Origin of the sequence: Streptomyces sp. B1I3 (assembly GCF_030816615.1) — a bacterium.
In the GTDB taxonomy this organism is placed as follows: Bacteria; Actinomycetota; Actinomycetes; order Streptomycetales; family Streptomycetaceae; genus Streptomyces.
This window is the reverse complement of record NZ_JAUSYD010000001.1, coordinates 375490-392503: the sequence shown is the minus strand read 5'-3', so window position 1 is coordinate 392503 and position 17014 is coordinate 375490. Positions and strand designations below refer to the sequence as shown.

The window sequence follows — 17014 nt, the reverse complement described above, 5'->3', positions numbered from 1 at the left end:
TGCTCGGCCGTCCGCACGCCGTGACGTCACCGCGCGGACGGGCCGTAGCCGTCATGGTCGGGCGAATTGCCGGACGTACCGTCGCTGCCAGGGAGTCTCGACGGCGCCGGGATGGTAGTGCCGGCGGACGAAGCCGACCGCCTCGTCCGCCGGGACACCGTCCAGCACGGCCAGGCACGCCAGGGCCGTACCGGTCCGCCCCCGGCCCCCTGCGCAGGCGACCTCCACCCGCTCCCCGGCGGCCCGGTTCCAGGCCTCCCCGAGCACGCCCCGGGCCGCGGGCCGGTCGGCGGGAAGCCGGAAGTCCGGCCAGCGCAGCCACCGCGACTCCCAGGCGACCGGGGGCGGTCGCCTCCCGAGCAGGTGCACCGCGAAGGTCGGCGTGAGGCCCTCGGGCAGCGGGCGCCGCAGACCCCGTCCACGGACCAGCCGCCCCGAGGGCAGCCGCAGGACGCCCTCGGCCGCAGGGTCCCACTGCTCAACGCTCACACCGTCGCGTCCAGGTCCTGGGCGAGCAGGGCGGCCAGCTCTTCCACCGCCTCCTGCGCTCCCTCGCCCACGGCGGACAGCACCAGGGAGTCGCCGTGCTGCGCCGCCAGCGCGAGCACCGACAGCATGCTGCGCGCGTCGACCGGGTCGCGGCCGTCGCGGGCCACGGTCACGCGGACCGGCTGGCGCGCGGCCGCGCGGACGAACAGGGAGGCCGGACGGGCGTGCAGCCCGCTGGGGGAGCCTACGGACACGGTGCGCTGGTACATGGGTTCACTCCTGTGGGGCGGGGGCGGACTCACGGATTCTTCCGCGAGGCTCAGACGGTGAGGGGACTTTCGGCTCCTCGGCCGGCGCGTCGGCGGCCTGCGGGCTTCGCCTCAGGCCCTTGAGGGTGATCACCAGGCCGGTGGCCACCGCCGTGCCGGCGGCGACCGCGAGCAGGTACAGGAACGGTTCACCGATCAGCGGGACGACGAAGACGCCGCCGTGCGGGGCGCGGAGCGTGCAGCCGAAGGCCATGGACAGCGCGCCGGTGACCGCCCCGCCGGCCATCACGGACGGAATGACCCGCAGAGGGTCGGCCGCCGCGAACGGGATGGCGCCCTCACTGATGAACGAGGCGCCCAGGACCCAGGCGGCCCGGCCGTTCTCGCGTTCGGTCCGGCTGAACAGCCTGCGCCGCACCGTCGTCGCCAGAGCCATCGCCAGCGGCGGCACCATGCCCGCGGCCATGACGGCAGCCATCACCTTGAGGCTGCCGGGCGTCGGGTCGGCCAGGCCGCCGACCGCGAAGGCGTACGCCACCTTGTTCAGCGGTCCGCCCATGTCGAAGCACATCATCAGGCCGAGGACGACGCCGAGCACGACCGCGTTGGAGCCCGACAGCCCGTTCAGCCAGTCGGTCAGGGCGCTCTGCAGCGAGGCGATCGGCTTTCCGACCACGATGAACATCAGGAAGCCGACGGCGACGGAGGCGAGCAGGGGGATCACCAGCACCGGCATGATGCCGCGCAGGGTGGGATGCACCTTCACCCGCTGGATGGCCATCACCACCGCCCCGGCCAGCAGCCCGGCGACCAGGCCGCCGAGGAAGCCCGCGTCGATGGTGAGCGCGATGGCTCCGCCGACGAAACCGGGGACGAGCGCCGGCCTGTCCGCCATCCCGTAGGCGATGTATCCGGCCAGTACCGGGACGAGGAAGCCGAAGGCGGCCGTGCCGATCTGGTTGAGCAGGGCCGCCCAGCTGTCCGCCTCGCTCCAGGCGAAGTGCTCGGCGACCGACCTGGCGCTCGCTATCTCGTAGCCGCCGATGGCGAACGACAGGGCGATGAGGAGCCCTCCGGCCGCGACGAACGGCACCATGTAGCTGACACCGGACATCAGGTACGTCCGCAGCCGGACACCGAAATGCGCCGAGCCGCCGCCGCCCGCGCCGTCGTCCGCGCCGTCGCGGTCCGCGGAGAGCCGGCTGATCTCGCCGCGCCGGGCCTTGACGCGGGCCTCGGCCATGAGCTCCGCGGGACGGTTGATCCCTGCCTTCACACCGACGTCCACGACCGGTTTGCCGTCGAACCGCGCCTTCTCCCGCACCTCGACGTCGTGTGCCCAGATGACCGCGTCCGCGGCGGCGATGACGGCCGGGTCCAGCCGCTCGAACCCGGCCGAGCCCTGGGTCTCGACGCTGAGGAGGACCCCTTCGGCGCGGGCGGCCGCCTCCAGCGACTCGGCGGCCATGTAGGTGTGCGCGATGCCGGTGGGGCAGGACGTCACGGCCACGATCCGGAACGGCTCCTGGGCGGCTTCAGGAGCCCCGGAAGCCTCCTCGGGCTCCGCCGGCACGGGGGGCTCTTCGCCGCCGACCAGGGCCGCGGCGGCGGCCGGGTCACTCTCCGCCCGCAGCGCTGCCGTGAAAGCGGGGTCCATCAGCCGCCGCGCCAGGCTCGACAGCATGGTGAGGTGGTCGTCGTCCGCACCGGCCGGCGCGGCTATCAGGAAGACCAGGTCGGCGGGCCCGTCAGGGGCTCCGAAGTCGATGCCGCGCGTGCTGCGGCCGAAGGCCAGCGTCGGTGCGGTGACGTGCGCGCTCCTGCAGTGCGGAATGCCGATGCCACCGTCCAGGCCGGTCGGCATCTGTGCCTCACGGGCCGCCACGTCGGCGAGAAAGCCGTCGAGGTCGGTGACGCGGCCGGCCGCGACCATCCGTCCGGCCAGTGAACGGCTCGCTGCGCTCTTCGTCTCGGCGGACAGATCGAGGTCGACCAGTTCCGCGGTGATCAGCTCACTCATCGCGGGGCTCCTTGCTCGTGGACCGTCCTGGGACGGATCGGGGGGACGGATCGGGGAAACGGGGCGTCGAACTGCGGTAGGAGGCCGGGGCGGTCATGGCGCCGGCTGTCCAAGGGCGAGGTCCAGGGGGACGTCGGCGGTCGTGACGACCGCGGAGAGATCGAGGCCGGCCGGTGTCGGCATGACGCTTCCGGCGAGCTGGACCGCGGCGGCGCCGTGGGCCACAGCCGAGGTGAGGGCCGCCCGGCCCCTCCCGCCGGCGGTGAGGAAGCCGGCGAGGGAGGCGTCCCCCGCGCCGACGTCGCTGCGGACCGCGTCCACCCGCGCCGAGGCGAAGTACGCTCCGGACTCCTCCACCAGCAGTTGCCCGGTGGCACCCAGACTGGCCAGTACGGACCGTGCCCCCCGCTCGCACAGTTCCTGCGCCGCCTTGACGGCGTCACCGACCGTCGCGAGCGGGCGGCCGACGGCCTCGGCCAGTTCCTCGGCGTTCGGCTTGATCACGTCCGGGCGTTCCGGCAGCGCGGCGACCAGCGCCGGGCCCGAGGTGTCCAGGGCGATCCGGGTTCCGGCGCGGTGGCTGCGGGACACCAGCTCGGCGTACCACTGCGGAGGCAGCCCGCGCGGCAGACTGCCGCAGCAGGCGATCCAGTCCGCGCCCACCGACCGCGCCCGCACCCGGTCCAGCAGGGCGTCGGCCTCGGCGGGCCCGATCTCGGGTCCGGCCGCGTTGACCTTGGTGAGTGTGCCGTCGGGCTCGACGAGGGTGATGTTGATCCGGGTGCTGCCGGCGATCGGCACCCCGGCGGCCTCGATGCCGTGCTCGCCCAGCAGCCGGGCCAGCAACGCCCCTTCGGGGCCTCCCAGCGGTGCGACGGCGACCGTGCGGTGACCGGCGGCGGCGACGGCGCGGGAGACGTTGACGCCCTTGCCACCGGGGTCGACGCGGTCCGACGTGGCCCGCAGGACGGCGCCCCGGACGAGTCCCGGCAGCTCGTACGTCCGGTCCAGGCTCGGATTGGGGGTGACGGTGAGAATCATGCGCGTACTACTTCCGTGCCCAGGCCTTCGATGGCCCGGGCGTCCTCGGGGCTGAGCCCCGTATCGGTGATGAGCAGGTCGACGTGGGAGAGGTCGCCGAAGCGGGCGAAGTGCTCCTGGCCCGCCTTGCCGGAATCGGCGAGGAGCACCACCCTGCGGGCCGCGGCGATCACCGCACGCTTGACCGCCGCCTCGGCCAGGTCCGGGGTGGTCAGGCCGCCGTCGGGCGAGAAGCCGTTCGTCGCGAGGAAGACGACATCGGCGTTGAGCTCGCCGTACGCGCGCAGGGCCCAGGCGTCGACGGCGGCGCGGGTGCGGTGGCGGACCCGCCCGCCGACCAGGTGCAGGGAGATGCCCGGGTGGTCGCAGAGGCGCGCTGCCACGGGCAGCGCGTGGGTCACGACGGTCAGACCGCAGTCGATCGGGACGACACCGGCCAGTCTGGCGGTCGTCGTCCCGGCATCGATGATGATGTTTCCCCGGGCAGGCAGTTCCCCCAGCGCGGCGGCCGCTATGCGGTCCTTCTCGTCGGCGGCCACGACGTCCCGCTCCGCGAGATCCGGCTCGAATCCGAGCCGCCCGGCCGGGATCGCGCCACCGTGGACCCTGCGCAGAAGTCCCGCCCTGTCGAGAGCCTTGAGATCGCGCCGGACGGTCTCGGCGGTCACCTGGAACTGCTCGGCCAGGGAGAGGACGTCGACGCGGCCGCTCTCGCCTGCGAGGCGCAGAATCTCCTGCTGCCGCTCCGGTGCGTACATGTGGTTACGTATCCGTTTCATGCCCGAGTCTGTGGTTTCAGCGGCAGACTACGGTTCAGCGTCGGAAATGTAAACACATTCGGGCATCGAGTGGGCAGGAACGGGCGGGCGCCGGAGGAGAACGGGAGCGGCGCTCGGTGCTCTCAGCCGGCGGGTGGGGTTGCTCCGTGGCTCAGCGGCCGTGCGAGCAGCGGCACCCGCAGGGCCTGGTGCCCCCCGCTCGCCTGCATCCGCACCTCGCCCCGCTCGCTGATCTCCGCCCGCACGATTCCGGTCTCGTCCTCGTAGATCGGGTAACCCCCCGCACCGGACCGGGCCGTGAGGTGGACGACCACCACGTCGTCCGCCGCGCCCGTCGCCTGGAATATCAGCTCGTACGTCTCCGGGTACTCCATGACCGCCTCCTGACCGGGGCGCCGGCAGCGGCCGGCCGCCCGACACCGTCCATTGTTTCGCACCCGGGCGCAGGGCGCACATGGCGCAGATGGAGCAACCGGAGCTCCGGGAGAGCGGACGCGTGACCGTCCGTGATTCCGGATGCGGATTCCGTGGGGCGGGGCGACCATCATCTGCAAGGGACCGGAAACGTGCTGACGATTCGCACGGCCGCGCCCGTGACGCCAGGCGGACCGCCGGCGCGATCGGACATCGTCGGTGCGGGGCCTTGGCTCCCGGCCGCCCTGTGGAGAGGAACTGCCGTGCTGATGGCCAATCCCGCAACGCTGCGGAATCTCGTCAAGCGCTACGAGTCACTGCGAAGCGCCCATGCACGGCTCGGAACCTCCGAGAGCAGCCGTCATCTCGAGGATGTCTCCTACACCCTCTGCGTCACCACCGGCACCCGCACGGTCCCGGACGCCCTGAGGGCCGCGGAAGCGCAGTTGCGCGCCGTCCCGTCCGCCGGATCGGTCGGCTCGAAGGCGGTCCCGTCCGAGGTGCAGCTCACCGCCTGACGCCGCCCGGTCAGGAAGGACGCCGGTCCGCACGGACCGGCGTCCTTCGCCGTGCGGGGCCGGGCGGCCCGGCCCGGGTGTTCAGGACGATCACCGGGCGGGCCGCGGCGGAACCGCGACGGCGAACGGGGGGATGGCGCCGTCGATCGGGTGACAGCCGCTGGTCGGGCAACATGACTGCGCGCCGACGCGGCTAGGCATGCGGTATGAGATTTCAGCCCCGACGCAACAAGAACGTTTCCCCGCGCACCCGCCGGCTCCGCGTCGCCGGCGCCCTGTGCGCCGTGCTTGCCTCCGCCCTTGTGACCGGCTGCGGGCAGGACAGCGGTGACAAGACGGCCGCTGCGACCTCGGAAGCTGCGAAGGTCATGCCGAACCAGACGGCAAGCCCGTCCAGCACGGCACAGCTGACCGAGGACCAGACGAAGCGCAAGGAGTTGCTCTCCACCGTCAAGGTCACCTACGACAAGGCCGCCACGACCGCCGTGGGTGAGGTGTCCGGTGGGAAGCTGACCGAGCTCGACCTCAAGGATCTGGACGACGACAGCGACGCGAGCGCGAGCGCCAGTGCGAGCGGGAGCGAGAGCCCCAGCCCCGGCGGCAGCAAGAGTGCGAGCCCCGGCACCACGAGCGGCAGCCCGAGCCCGAGTGGCAGCTCCGCCGGTGCGAAGTGGGTCGCCGAGGTCGTCAAGGAGGACGGCACCGCGCACAGGGTGACCATCGACGCGGTGTCCGGTGACGTGCTCGAGTCCGCACCGGTCGCCGGGCAGAGCGCCGCCGAGAAGCAGCAGATGGCCGGCTGGATCGCCAACGCCAAGCAGACGCCGGAGCAGGCTGCCAAGGTCGCCATGGGCAAGAAGAAGGGCACGGTCACCTCACTCGACCTCGACGAGAACGACAGTCAGGTCCTGGTCTGGCAGGTCGAGGTGGTCGGCAGCGACTGGACGAAGACCGACTTCGACGTGGACGCGGCGAACGGCACCATCACCAAGGAAGAAGTGGACGAGAACTGATCACCTCCCGGCCTCACACATCGGTGGCGGACCGCATCGCGGTCCGCCACCGATGTGCTGCCCGTCCAGGAGCACCGTGCGAGGAGCCGGCCCGCAGCCGGGTGCGCGGACAGATTCGTATCGTACATACGTACGAGTGGTGACCTCGGCCCTGTCGGTACGTTGTACGTGACGTGCCCAACTCCTCCTCCAGTTCACGTCCTGCCCCGGCGACGCCCGCCGTGGTGAGCGACCCGCGGCCGTTCCTGCTGACGCACCAGCAGGGAGAGGCCGCCCGCCGCCTCCTCGGCTACGTGGGTTCGCTGCCGCTCATGACGGCCGACGCACAACTTCTCGCGACAGTGGTCTCCATCCGTGCCGCCCGCAGCGGTATCGGCAACCTCACCGCGCAGGACCTGCGTTCGCTGCGCCTGGCCGACGCGGAAGGCGCTGTCGCGGCCGTGGCGGTCCTGGGGTGGCAGGGGCAGGACGCCCTCTTCGGCGGCAGTCCGGATGTCCCCGTCCCCATCGTCGTGCCGGATCTCGCGGCCGGGCCGGACCGCCGGCTGCCGTTCGGCAAGCTGATGCGGTCGCGTGTGTCGGGGTGGGTCATCCGCACCCTGGCGGCCAAGCCGGTCAGGAAGGCGTCGTCCGAGGCGCGGCTGGGCGCCCTCTTCCTGGCCGCCCACGGTCCCTCCGACGCGTACGGCCCGATCCCCGACGAGCTGCCCGCCTGGTGCAGGGCCGCGTTGCCCGAACTGCTGGCCAAGGGTTTCCTGCTCGACCTTGACGCCCACCGGTACCGTCTCGCGGAACCGGTGCGGCACCTGTCGGGAATGCGGCCCCCGCCCCCGGCGCCGCCGCGTGTGGACGAGGCGGCACCGCAGCTGACGTGGGAGGGGTGGAAGGCCCGGGCGAGTGTCGCACTGCGCCGGCACGCCGAGGCCGTGGAGCACTGCCCGCAGTGTGCGCTGCCCACGGAGAAGGTGGCGGAGGCCTTCATGCGCGTGGCCGTGCCCGTTCAGGCCGACGAGAAGATGCGCGCCGCCTACGCCGCGTGGGAGGCCGGTCACCCCGGCGAAGGGCCGCGCGCCGCGCAGTTCGCGGCGGCCTTCCGTGCGTCGCACGGCCACGGACCGTCCGTCAAACAGCTCTGTCTCGGCATGGGCTGGGGCAAGCAGCGCCGTGAACTGCGTGTCCTCATCGTGCGACGTCTCATCGTCGACACCTGGCTGACGAACACCGACCCGGTGCCGTGGACGCTGCGTCCGGGCACCGCCGCCCGGACCGGCGCCACGGGCGCGGCCACCGCCGTCGCGCGCTGACGGCGGCACGGGCGCCGTGGCGCGCCGCACTCCTGAGGCGAGAATGCCGTCCGGTTGGTGCGCCGGGTGCGGGACAGGGCATTGTCGCGTGGGACGTCCAAACATGTGGAGGCGAGCGGCGTGGAGTTGACCGTGAACGGTGAGAGGTTCACCGTGACCCGCCGAGCCGGCAGCCCCGGGGTGTACGACTTCACCTGGGATTCGGGTCCGAACGCCCGATACGGCTTCACGGCCGCAGTGCACGGAACCGCCCGGTTGGAGGACGCGGAACTCGAGGACGCTGCCCCGGAGTTCCTGGGACAGGTGGATCCCGCTACCGGCCACCTCGCCGAATAAGGGCTTCCCGTCACGGTCTTCGTGCTGCCCGGCAGGGCGGACGGCGACGCCCGGCCGGGCCCGGCCGGGACCACGCGCGGTGCGAGGGTTCGACGCTGTTGAGTTGGGCATGCCAAGCCTGATCGCGTGCCCCCACACGCGCCGACCGGGAGGACCCCGATGCTCAGCAGCCCGTCCGTCCGCAGGATCTCGCTCGCCGCCGCCGGTGCCTTCGCGCTGGTCATGACTTCCGCCGGCAGCGCTCTCGCCGCTCCGCCGACCGCGCTGCCCGCGCAGGCGGAGGTGATCGAGCGGACGTTCCAGCCCGCCTTCGACTACGACACGGACGGCTGCTACCCCACTCCGGCCATCGGCCCGGACGGGACGACAGCCCCGGGCCTCAACACCACCGGCGCGGTCAACGGCAGTTGCCGTGACGCGTGGGACCTCGACAACACCAACAGCTATTCCCGTCATACGTGCAACAACGGCTGGTGCGCGATCGTGTACGGCCTCTACTTCGAGAAGGACCAGGCCGTGGCCGGCAGCGGGCTCGGCGGCCACAGGCATGACTGGGAGCACGTGGTCGTGTGGGTCCAGAACAACGAGGCGCGGTACGTGTCCACCTCCGCCCACGGCGACTTCGACGTCCACGGCCGCGACACCATCCGGTGGGACGGGACGCACCCCAAGGTCGTCTACCACAAGGACGGGCTGAGCACCCACTGCTTCCGCCCCGCGAACTCCAACGACGAGCCGCCGGAGAACCACGACCACGCGTGGCAGTTCCCCGCCCTGGTCGGCTGGAACGGCTACCCCGCGGGCCTGCGCGACAAGCTGACCCAGGCCGACTTCGGCAGCGCCGTGCTCGGCATCAAGGACAGCACCTTCCGCGCCCACCTGGCGAAGGCCCTGCCCGCGGGCATCGGCTTCGACCCCAACGCCTGAGCGCGTCTCCCGGCCGGGCACCTTCCTGTGGGAAGGCCCGGCCGGGGCGTGGTGACTCGTTCCCGGGTGTGCCCACGCCGTCAGCCCGCCCCCAGCCCCTCAGCGAGGGCGCCCAGGTGGTCCGACACGAGCCCGCAGGAGACCAGTCCACTACCCTCGCCGGCCAACTCATCCTCGACAGGCTACAGTTCGGCCTCGGCCCGCTCCGTCACCCGACGGTCACCCACGGCGAGCGCCGCCCGGCCCAGCGCGCACCACGTGGCTTCCCGCATGAGATCGTGCGGTGGTCGCGGGCCGAGGTCACCGCGGCTCTGCGGGCGCTGCCGGCCCGCTGACTCCTCCGCCGCGTCTCACCTGCCGCAGGTCGAGGGGTGGCGGACGTCGACGACGAAGCGTTCGGGCGCGTGCAGCCTGTGGGTGCTGTAGGCGGGCTCGGTGCGGAAGGCGGCGCCGAGCGTGACGGCTCCTTCGAAGTCGCCCGTGAGAGCCAGCCCCCGGAGAGCGGGCAGGTGGGTCCGCGCGAGGCGCGGGCCCCTGTACACGGATTTCCCGCCGTCGTCGTGCGCGGCGGCGGGGGAGAGCCGGATCTCCAGGAAGTGCTTCCCGGCGAGCGGGACGTGGGTCCCCGGGCCGTCGTAGCGGAGCGTGCCGACCGTCCGTACGGTGACCGGCGGCAGCTTGCCACGGACATCGATCACGATCCGGTCGAAGGAGCAGTGGCTTCCCCAGCGGGCGTCGGTGACCAGGGCGGTCGCCGCGGCGGGCGGGGCGCCCGGCGCGGCGGATGCCGGCGCGGCCGCTCCGGTCGCCGCGGCGAGGACAACACCCGCGGCAGCGGCCGCGAGCCGTGAGTGGTGGAGCATGATGTCCCCATTTCTCGGTGTACGGGGAAGATGTGGTACTTGATGAGACACATCAGGAAAGGCGATGGTTGCAGTCCTTGCCGTCCCGGTCACGCATGCCTGGCTCCTGAGGGCGCCGGCCCTCCGGTGGGGGAGTGACGAAGGCGCGGATCAGCCGCCGGCCTGACTGCTGTCCCGGAAGCCGCCCCAGCCGTGCCAGCGGTCGATCTCGATCCACGCGCTGACCCGGGCGCGGTCACGTTGCGCGTACGGCCGGCCCAGGTAGTGACGTGACAGCCGGTCGATGTCGGCGAGGCCCGCGTCGTCGCGCATCTCGACGACGCGTCCGATCAGGGTCACGTGGGTGTACCAGTCGGCGTCGTCGAGCACGGTCAGCGTGACACGGGCGTCGCCGCGCACATGGTCGAGCCGTTTGCGGCCCTCGTCCATGTTGACCAGGACCCGGCCCTCGTCCCAGAGGTACCACGTGGCTGTGGACACCGGCTGCCCGTCCGCCCGGAGGGTGGCGATGACGGCCGGGTTGGCCTTCTCCAGCATGGCGATCGCGGCGTCGGGAAGCGGCGGCTGCGACATGTTCTCTCTCCTCTTCTCGGAACTGCGCGCCCGGCTTCGGGCACGGCGGCCCGGGGCGCCGCGGTTCCACGCTGCCATATTCCGTCCGGGACACCCCGCACCGCCTCTCACCGGTCCCGCCGGCCGCGTCTTTTCGATTCGACCGGCCGAACAGGGCAACAGGTTCCGTGAGTGGGGTACGAGACAGGCGTAGGCCCTTCCGGGAGCAGCCCCTGACATCCGGAGCCCGGCCGGCACGGCGAGGGCCGCAGACGCGAGGAGTTCCCGTGACCACGTTCGTCATCACCGTCCCCGGCACGTTCGTCCACGGCGTCACCGACACGACGCGCTCGGAGGTGGAACGCAGGCTGCGTCCACAGGATCCGCAGAACACCGAGCTCGGGGAGACCGAGGATCTGGACATCCTGACGGTGCAGGACGGCAACACCTTCTCCCTCCGGCTGGAGGTCGACGCCGACGACCGGGCCGGCGCCGAGGCCGAGGCGGTGCGCCTGGCCACGGCCGCGCTGCGGGAGAGCGGTGTGGCGGAGGCCGACGCGCCGCTGGGGGCCGCCGTGGTCACCGGGATCGACAGTGAGTACTGACGGCGGTCCGGCCTCTGCATGAACAGCGGCGTCGGGGCGCCCCGGTGGACTCGTGCGCCGGGGTGCCCCGCCGTCGGCGTGCCCGGTGGTGTCCCAGTGGGACACGAGTCCCGCCGGGACATTCAAAGGTGTACGCTACAACTATGGATTCGGCAGGGAACGGCCCCGAGCGACGCAGCCGCAAGGCGCGCAGGACCCGCGACGCGCTGGCGCAAGCCGCGTTCGAGCTGGTGCTCGACCGCGGGCTGCGTGAGGTGACCGTCGAGGAGATCGCGCAGGCGGCCGACGTCGACCGGCGTACCTTCAGCCGCCACTTCCCCAGCAAGGAGGCCGCCGCCCTCGACGCGGTCCGTGGCGACGGTGACAGGATCAACCGGGCGCTCCGCTCCCGGCCCCCCGCCGAGCCGCCGCTCGTCGCCTATCGCCGGGCCGTCCTCGACTGGCTCGACGACCGCGAGGCCGAGCCGTGGCACCTACGGCCGCGCATCTTCGACCTGCTCGTCATGGCCGAGGAGGAGCCGACCCTGTACGCGGCCTACCACCACATCCGTGTCGACGCACAGGAGGAGTCGGTCGCGATCCTCGCGGAACGACTCCGCGTCGACCCGCGGGAGGACCTCCGACCCGCCGTGGCCGTGGCCGCCGGGGCCGGAGCGCTGCTCGCCGCCCAGGCGGCATGGGTACGGGGCGGCCGCCCCGCAGCCCTGCCCGAACTCGTCGTACACGCCTTCGACGCCCTCTCCGCAGACCTGCTGGATTCCCGGCAGGACGGGCCGGCGCCCCACAGCACCATCCAAGGAAGCGCATCATCATGAGCACCAACCTCCCCACCGCCCCCGAGGCGGAGTTCGCCGGCCGGATCGCCCTCGTCACCGGCGGTGCGTCCGGCATCGGTCTGGCCCTCTCGCGGCGTCTGGCCGCGGGCGGCGCGACCGTCGTCGTCGCCGACCACAACGAGGCGAGCGCCCACGAGGCCGTGGCCGAGCTGGAGGCCACCGGCGCCCGGGCAGCCGCCGTCGCCCTCGACGTCACCGACCCCGTTTCCGTCGAAGCCGGTGTGCGGTACACGGTCGACACGTTCGGCGCCCTGCACCTCGCCGTGAACAACGCCGGCATCGGCGGCCCCTCACGACCCACGGGGGAGTACGGCATCGAGGACTGGGACAAGGTCGTCGCCACCAACCTCAGCGGTGTCTTCTACTCCCTGCGCTTCGAACTCCCGGCCATCCTCGCCGCAGGAGGCGGCGCCGTCGTCAACATGTCCTCGATCCTCGGGACGAACGGCTTCGCGGGCTCCCCGGCGTACGTCGCCGCCAAGCACGGCGTCGTCGGCCTCACCAAGACCGCCGCACTCGAGTACGCGGACAGGAACATCCGCATCAACGCGGTCGGCCCCGGCTTCATCGACACCCCACTGCTCCGCGACACCGACGCCCCGGCCCGCGACCACCTCATCTCCCTGCATCCGGCGGGCCGCCTGGGAACGTCGGAGGAGGTCGCCGAACTCACCGCCTTCCTGCTCTCCGACCGGGCCTCCTTCATCCACGGCAGCTACCACCTGGTGGACGGCGGTTACTCCGCCTCCTGAGCCGCCGGGTGGCGGCCGGCCACCACGGGGCCGACAAAGGAAGCAAGGAGAACGAAGGAGAGTCATGAAAGCCGTCCAGTACCGCACCGTCGGCGCCGCGCCCGAGGTCGTCGAGATACCCGAGCCCGAACCGGGACCGGGGCAGGTCCTCCTCCAGGTCAGCGCCGCCGGCGTCTGCCATTCCGACATCGCGGTGATGAGCTGGCCCGCCGAGGGCTTCCCCTACCAGTTGCCGCTCACGCTCGGCCACGAGGGCGTCGGAACCGTCGCGGCGCTCGGCGAGGGCGCCCAGGGTGTCTCGGTGGGGGACTCGGTCGCCGTCTACGGACCCTGGGGCTGCGGCACCTGCGTGAACTGCGCCGAAGGCCGGGAGAACTACTGCCTGCGCGCAGCCGATCTCGGCATCAACCCCCCGGGGCTCGGCAGCCCGGGTGCCATGGCCGAGTACATGATCGTCGACAACGCCCGTCACCTGACGCCGATCGGCGACCTCGACCCGGTCAAGACCGTGTCCCTCACCGACGCCGGCCTCACGCCGTACCACGCGATCAAGCGTTCGCTGCCGAAGCTCCGGCCCGGGGCCACCGCCGTGGTCATCGGCGCCGGCGGCCTCGGTCACGTGGCCATCCAGCTGCTCCGGGCCATGACGGCGGTCCGCGTCATCGCGCTCGACGTCTCCGAGGAGAAGCTCGCCCTTGCCCGGGCCGTGGGCGCTCACGAGGCGGTGCTCTCCGACGAGAACGCGGCCGCCAGGGTCCGCGAGCTCACCGGCGGTATCGGCGCCGAGGTCGTGTTCGACTTCGTCGGTGCCGAGCCGACCGTGAAGACAGCCGGTGCGGCCGCCTCCGTCGACAGCGACGTCACCATCGTCGGCATCGGCGGCGGCCTGCTCCCGGTCGGCTTCGGCGTCCTGCCGTTCGCCACGTCGGTCACCGCGCCGTACTGGGGCACGCGCCGGGAACTCGCCGAGGTGATCGAACTCGCCCACGCCGGTTCCGTCGACGTCCACGTCGAGACGTACTCCCTGGACGAGGCCCCGCTCGCCTATGAACGGCTGCACGCCGGGAAGGTCAACGGTCGCGCCGTCATCCTGCCCAACGGCTGACCTCGGCCGTGCACGGGCCGCGGGCCGCCACCCCGAGTGGCGGCCCGCGGCCCGTGGCGGCGCCGCCGTCTCCCGCGTCAGAGGGGGACGGCCGGAGGAGGGGGAGTCCAGCGCCGTGTGCGCGGTACGCCGGACGAGACGCCGTAGTCCTTCTTGAGCTGTTCCGGGACGGCATAGTGCATGACCCGGCCCCGGGTGAGGGAGGAGAGCTCGAACAGGGTGGTGAGGTGGCCCAGACGGTCCAGGCCCCAGGCCCCCAGCGGCGAGCGGTCCTCGATCGTCTCCAGGACGTTCAGGAGTACGGGAGCCACCTTGACGACCGTGTCCCATGACGTACGGGGCACATCCAGCCAGTCGGCACAGGTGTCGCCGACCAGGTGACGGATCAGGGCGGAGACGACCGGATCGAAGAACGTGCCGGGCACGACCTCCTCGTACAGGTCGATCAGCTGCCGGGTGAGATCGGCGCCCTCCGCACTGGGCCCCATGTGGCGGGTCATGTAGAGGTCGGAGAAGCGGCGTGCTTCGGCGAGGTCCTTGGGTACGTGCCGCTGGTCGACGCCGAGCATGGCGCCCACCACGCGCCAGGCGTAGTAGTACGACTCCGCTCCGTCGACGCTCATGTGGATGCCCAGCCGGTGCAGTGCGTCCAGGACCTGGATCGAGAACATCATCTGCCCCCCGATCATGTCCTCCTGACAGATCGGCGTCCCGAGACCCGCCACGTCCCAGAGCCCCTCGCGCCCGAGGTGATGCCGGACAGAGGCGTGCAGCAGCCGTACCTTCTGGGCGGCGGGGATGAAGCGGCTCCCGGCCTCGAAGGCGTCCGGCTGCATGAGGTAGACCGTGAACTGCCCGGTCTCCGCCATGCGCTTGGACGGGTACCGCAGCGAATGCGTCGCCGACAGCAGCCTCGCGACGTGCGGGACGACGTAGCAGGCGGGCATCGAGGCGAACGACAGCGCGGTGGAGATGTGCACGTTGTTGTCGATGAAGAACAGCCGGGCCTTCTCCATCTCCTCCCAGTCCACCCACGCGGGTGGCGTAGCGGTCACGTGCAGGTATTCGCGCGCCACCTCCGGCAGGCCCTGCGGCAGCTCCTGCCCCGCGGTCGAGACGTGGCGCATCAGCGCGTTGAACTTCCCCACCTCGCCGCGCTCGAACAGGGTGGCGACCGTGGCGTCAGCCAGCTCGTCACCGGTCTGGCGCAAGGCGTTCATCGACTCTTCGGTGTAGGGCATGGGCACCTGTTTCCGCTTGTTCGGACGGGAGGGGCGACGGACAGGAGGGGGTGACGGAGCCGGCCGTCCCGGCAGGACGCCGGTCGGGGCGCGGCCAGGCGCTCAGTTCTGGCGGGCGGTCGAGGCCGTGGCCAGGTGAGTCATCGCCCGGCGGGCGTCCTCCGGAAGACCGGCACCGTGCAGTGCCCCGGTGGCGAGGGCGACCCGCTCGGCGATCATGTCCTCGATCCGCCGCCGGGCGCCGGTGCGCTCCACCACGGCGCGCACCCGCTCCAACTGCCCGGAGGTGAGACCGCCGCGCCCGAGCAGGCCGGCCAGCTCGGCTCGTTCGGTCGGGGTGGCCGCCTGCTGGGCGAGGGCCATCAGTGCGGTGGGCCGCGCCCCGGTGAGGTCATCGGTGTTCGCCTTGCCCGTGGTCGCCGGCTCACCGAACAGGCCCATCAGGTCGTCACGCAGCTGGAACGCCTCGCCCAGCGGAAGCCCGTAGGCGCTGAACACCTCTCGCACGCGCGTGTCGGCGCCCGCCAGAGCGGCACCGATGTGCAGCGGATGCTCGACGGTGTACTTGGCCGTCTTGTACCGGATCACCTTCAGCGACCGGCGCACATCGGGTTCGGCCGCGGTGTGCAGTATCTCCAGCGCCTCTCCGGCGATCAGTTCCCGGGCCAGCACCCCCCACAGGCCGCGGGCCTGCGCCAGGTAGGCGGCGGGCAGACCGCAGGTGGCGAACAACTGCCCGGCCCACGCCATGAGCAGGTCCCCGGCCAGCATGGCCAGCGAACGCGCCCGCGCCGTACGGCGTGGCTTCTCCGGGAACACCTTGCGCAAGGCCACATGGGCGGTCGGCAGGCCGTGCCGAAGACCGCTCTCGTCGATGATGTCGTCGTGCACGACAGCGGCGGCGTGGACCAGCTCCATGCTCGCCGCCGCCCGGACCATCGCGTCGCTGTCCGGCTGCCCCGCGGCCCGCCATCCCCAGTAGCAGAAGGACGAGCGCAGCCGCTTACCGTGTGCGGTCACCGCTGTCAGGACATCCCCGAGGGGTGCCAGGGCCTCGTCCACCGCGAGCAGTGCATCGATCTCCGTCCTGACGAACCGTTCCAGCTCCTGGTCCACACGGGACTTCAGCGCCCCCTGGCCCCACCGCTCATGCACCGGGTTCGCCCGCGGTCCGGGAGCGCGCCGCTCGTGCCAGCACCTCCATGTGCGCCTCGCCACCCACTCCCAGGCGGTCGACGGCCAGCCGGCCACGGGCCTGCAGGTCCTGCTGCCCCTGCTTCGCCAGCTCGCCGACGTCGGAGCGGCCCAGCAGGGCGCCGGCTGCCTTCAGGGCCGACCCGCAGCTGTCCAGCGCGAGATCGACCAGCCCGGCCAGCACCAGCATCGGCCGTCCCCCACCGTCCTGGTCCATATGAGCATCCTGTGGCACATGCACTACCCCCACCCCTCTCCTCCGAGCCGGCGCTCACGCACCCGGCCTGCCAGGAGCAGCGTGCCCAACGGCCGCCCACGATGCGGCCTGAAAACCCCATCAAGTGATCACTCGTTCATCTGTACGCAGTGTCCTGCGAAGGGGTTCCCGTGATTCATGCCGACCCCGCGGGCCCGATGCACCTGTACGCGGCGGCCGGCCCGCCCTCCCGCACACAACCCCGCCCACGGATCACCGAGAGAGCGTGGCGCACTCCGGATCTCGGCCGAGTGTGCCTGCACCGGCTCTCGGCGGGGCGTGCCCGGCCGGCGCCGACCTCGCCGCGGTGACGGGCCCGTCACCTCCGGACGTACCCGCTCTGGACGCATTCGCGCCCCGAGGGCAGACCACCGTGCTCGACTGCCGGGGCCGTGCCTCGGGCGGCGGCGGTGTCCTGGACCGACTTCCTCTTAATGGAAGGCGAAAGAAAAGTAGCGTCAGGGTTCTTGACCGCGCGGGCGCGGCGCGGCAGGGTTCCG

At 72.1% G+C, this 17014-nt stretch carries 20 protein-coding genes; 9 read left to right on the top strand and 11 right to left on the bottom strand.

The window, feature by feature from the left end; translation table 11 throughout:
• Window positions 1-51: 51 nt before the first annotated feature.
• From QFZ58_RS01820 to QFZ58_RS01795, 6 genes are all read right to left on the bottom strand, one after another.
• Window positions 52-489 (bottom strand): protein phosphatase, encoded by a 438-nt coding sequence (locus QFZ58_RS01820; RefSeq protein ID WP_307123096.1) that lies wholly within the window; start codon window positions 487-489, stop codon window positions 52-54.
• Window positions 486-758 carry an HPr family phosphocarrier protein gene (locus QFZ58_RS01815; RefSeq protein ID WP_307123095.1) on the bottom strand — a complete coding sequence of 91 codons (273 nt, stop codon included), beginning with the start codon at window positions 756-758 and terminating at the stop codon, window positions 486-488. Before QFZ58_RS01815 ends, QFZ58_RS01820 begins: the two co-directional genes overlap by 4 nt.
• 4 nt (window positions 759-762) lie before the next feature.
• A complete protein-coding gene (locus QFZ58_RS01810; RefSeq protein WP_307123094.1) occupies window positions 763-2778 on the bottom strand; it encodes a fructose-specific PTS transporter subunit EIIC in 2016 nt (671 codons plus the stop codon).
• Window positions 2779-2871: 93 nt separating this feature from the next.
• On the bottom strand, window positions 2872-3819 hold the full coding sequence (pfkB, locus tag QFZ58_RS01805) for a 1-phosphofructokinase (protein WP_307123093.1): 948 nt from the start codon (window positions 3817-3819) through the stop codon (window positions 2872-2874).
• Window positions 3816-4577 carry a DeoR/GlpR family DNA-binding transcription regulator gene (locus tag QFZ58_RS01800; protein ID WP_307128746.1) on the bottom strand — a complete coding sequence of 254 codons (762 nt, stop codon included), beginning with the start codon at window positions 4575-4577 and terminating at the stop codon, window positions 3816-3818. Before QFZ58_RS01800 ends, pfkB begins: the two co-directional genes overlap by 4 nt.
• Before the next feature lie 143 nt (window positions 4578-4720).
• On the bottom strand, window positions 4721-4972 hold the full coding sequence (locus tag QFZ58_RS01795) for a DUF6296 family protein (protein WP_307123092.1): 252 nt from the start codon (window positions 4970-4972) through the stop codon (window positions 4721-4723).
• Window positions 4973-5275: 303 nt separating this feature from the next.
• Between QFZ58_RS01795 and QFZ58_RS01790 the strand changes: the two genes are divergently transcribed.
• The 5 genes from QFZ58_RS01790 to QFZ58_RS01770 all read left to right on the top strand — a co-directional run bounded on the left by QFZ58_RS01790 (window position 5276) and on the right by QFZ58_RS01770 (window position 9110).
• The gene (locus tag QFZ58_RS01790; protein WP_307123091.1) at window positions 5276-5530 is read left to right on the top strand and encodes a DUF5133 domain-containing protein; all 255 of its coding nucleotides are present in this window, start codon (window positions 5276-5278) and stop codon (window positions 5528-5530) included.
• Between the two features lie 206 nt (window positions 5531-5736).
• Window positions 5737-6543, top strand: a complete 807-nt coding sequence (locus tag QFZ58_RS01785; RefSeq protein ID WP_307123090.1) for a PepSY domain-containing protein — start codon at window positions 5737-5739, stop codon at window positions 6541-6543.
• A 224-nt stretch (window positions 6544-6767) separates the two neighbouring features.
• Window positions 6768-7847 (top strand): hypothetical protein, encoded by a 1080-nt coding sequence (locus QFZ58_RS01780; RefSeq protein WP_307123089.1) that lies wholly within the window; start codon window positions 6768-6770, stop codon window positions 7845-7847.
• Window positions 7848-7967: 120 nt separating this feature from the next.
• Window positions 7968-8183: a hypothetical protein gene (locus tag QFZ58_RS01775; protein ID WP_307123088.1), complete on the top strand. Its 216-nt coding sequence runs from the start codon at window positions 7968-7970 to the stop codon at window positions 8181-8183.
• A gap of 159 nt (window positions 8184-8342) precedes the next feature.
• Window positions 8343-9110, top strand: a complete 768-nt coding sequence (locus QFZ58_RS01770; RefSeq protein ID WP_307123087.1) for an NPP1 family protein — start codon at window positions 8343-8345, stop codon at window positions 9108-9110.
• 350 nt (window positions 9111-9460) lie between these two features.
• On the opposite strand, the gene QFZ58_RS01765 is transcribed toward QFZ58_RS01770, so the two are convergent.
• Together QFZ58_RS01765 and QFZ58_RS01760 are read right to left on the bottom strand one after the other, a co-directional pair.
• Window positions 9461-9973, bottom strand: coding sequence for a hypothetical protein (locus QFZ58_RS01765; RefSeq protein WP_307123086.1), 513 nt, complete (start codon window positions 9971-9973; stop codon window positions 9461-9463).
• A 150-nt stretch (window positions 9974-10123) separates the two neighbouring features.
• Entirely contained in the window at window positions 10124-10546 is a 423-nt protein-coding gene (locus QFZ58_RS01760; RefSeq protein WP_307123085.1) for a PPOX class F420-dependent oxidoreductase, read from the bottom strand.
• Window positions 10547-10812: 266 nt separating this feature from the next.
• Here QFZ58_RS01760 and QFZ58_RS01755 point away from each other — a divergent pair, with 266 nt between their 5' ends.
• From QFZ58_RS01755 to QFZ58_RS01740, 4 genes are all read left to right on the top strand, one after another.
• A complete protein-coding gene (locus tag QFZ58_RS01755; protein ID WP_307123084.1) occupies window positions 10813-11130 on the top strand; it encodes a hypothetical protein in 318 nt (105 codons plus the stop codon).
• 143 nt (window positions 11131-11273) lie between these two features.
• Window positions 11274-11945 (top strand): TetR/AcrR family transcriptional regulator, encoded by a 672-nt coding sequence (locus tag QFZ58_RS01750; protein ID WP_307123083.1) that lies wholly within the window; start codon window positions 11274-11276, stop codon window positions 11943-11945.
• Window positions 11942-12718: an SDR family NAD(P)-dependent oxidoreductase gene (locus QFZ58_RS01745; protein ID WP_307123082.1), complete on the top strand. Its 777-nt coding sequence runs from the start codon at window positions 11942-11944 to the stop codon at window positions 12716-12718. The genes QFZ58_RS01750 and QFZ58_RS01745 overlap by 4 nt, the downstream gene beginning before the upstream one ends.
• Window positions 12719-12782: 64 nt before the next feature.
• Window positions 12783-13823 (top strand): NAD(P)-dependent alcohol dehydrogenase, encoded by a 1041-nt coding sequence (locus tag QFZ58_RS01740; protein WP_307123081.1) that lies wholly within the window; start codon window positions 12783-12785, stop codon window positions 13821-13823.
• A 77-nt stretch (window positions 13824-13900) separates the two neighbouring features.
• On the opposite strand, the gene QFZ58_RS01735 is transcribed toward QFZ58_RS01740, so the two are convergent.
• The 3 genes from QFZ58_RS01735 to QFZ58_RS01725 all read right to left on the bottom strand — a co-directional run bounded on the left by QFZ58_RS01735 (window position 13901) and on the right by QFZ58_RS01725 (window position 16475).
• Window positions 13901-15064: an oxygenase MpaB family protein gene (locus tag QFZ58_RS01735; protein WP_307123080.1), complete on the bottom strand. Its 1164-nt coding sequence runs from the start codon at window positions 15062-15064 to the stop codon at window positions 13901-13903.
• Between the two features lie 102 nt (window positions 15065-15166).
• Window positions 15167-16219: a polyprenyl synthetase family protein gene (locus QFZ58_RS01730; RefSeq protein WP_307123079.1), complete on the bottom strand. Its 1053-nt coding sequence runs from the start codon at window positions 16217-16219 to the stop codon at window positions 15167-15169.
• Window positions 16212-16475: a polyprenyl synthetase gene (locus QFZ58_RS01725; protein ID WP_307123078.1), complete on the bottom strand. Its 264-nt coding sequence runs from the start codon at window positions 16473-16475 to the stop codon at window positions 16212-16214. Before QFZ58_RS01725 ends, QFZ58_RS01730 begins: the two co-directional genes overlap by 8 nt.
• Between the last annotated feature and the right edge of the window lie 539 nt (window positions 16476-17014).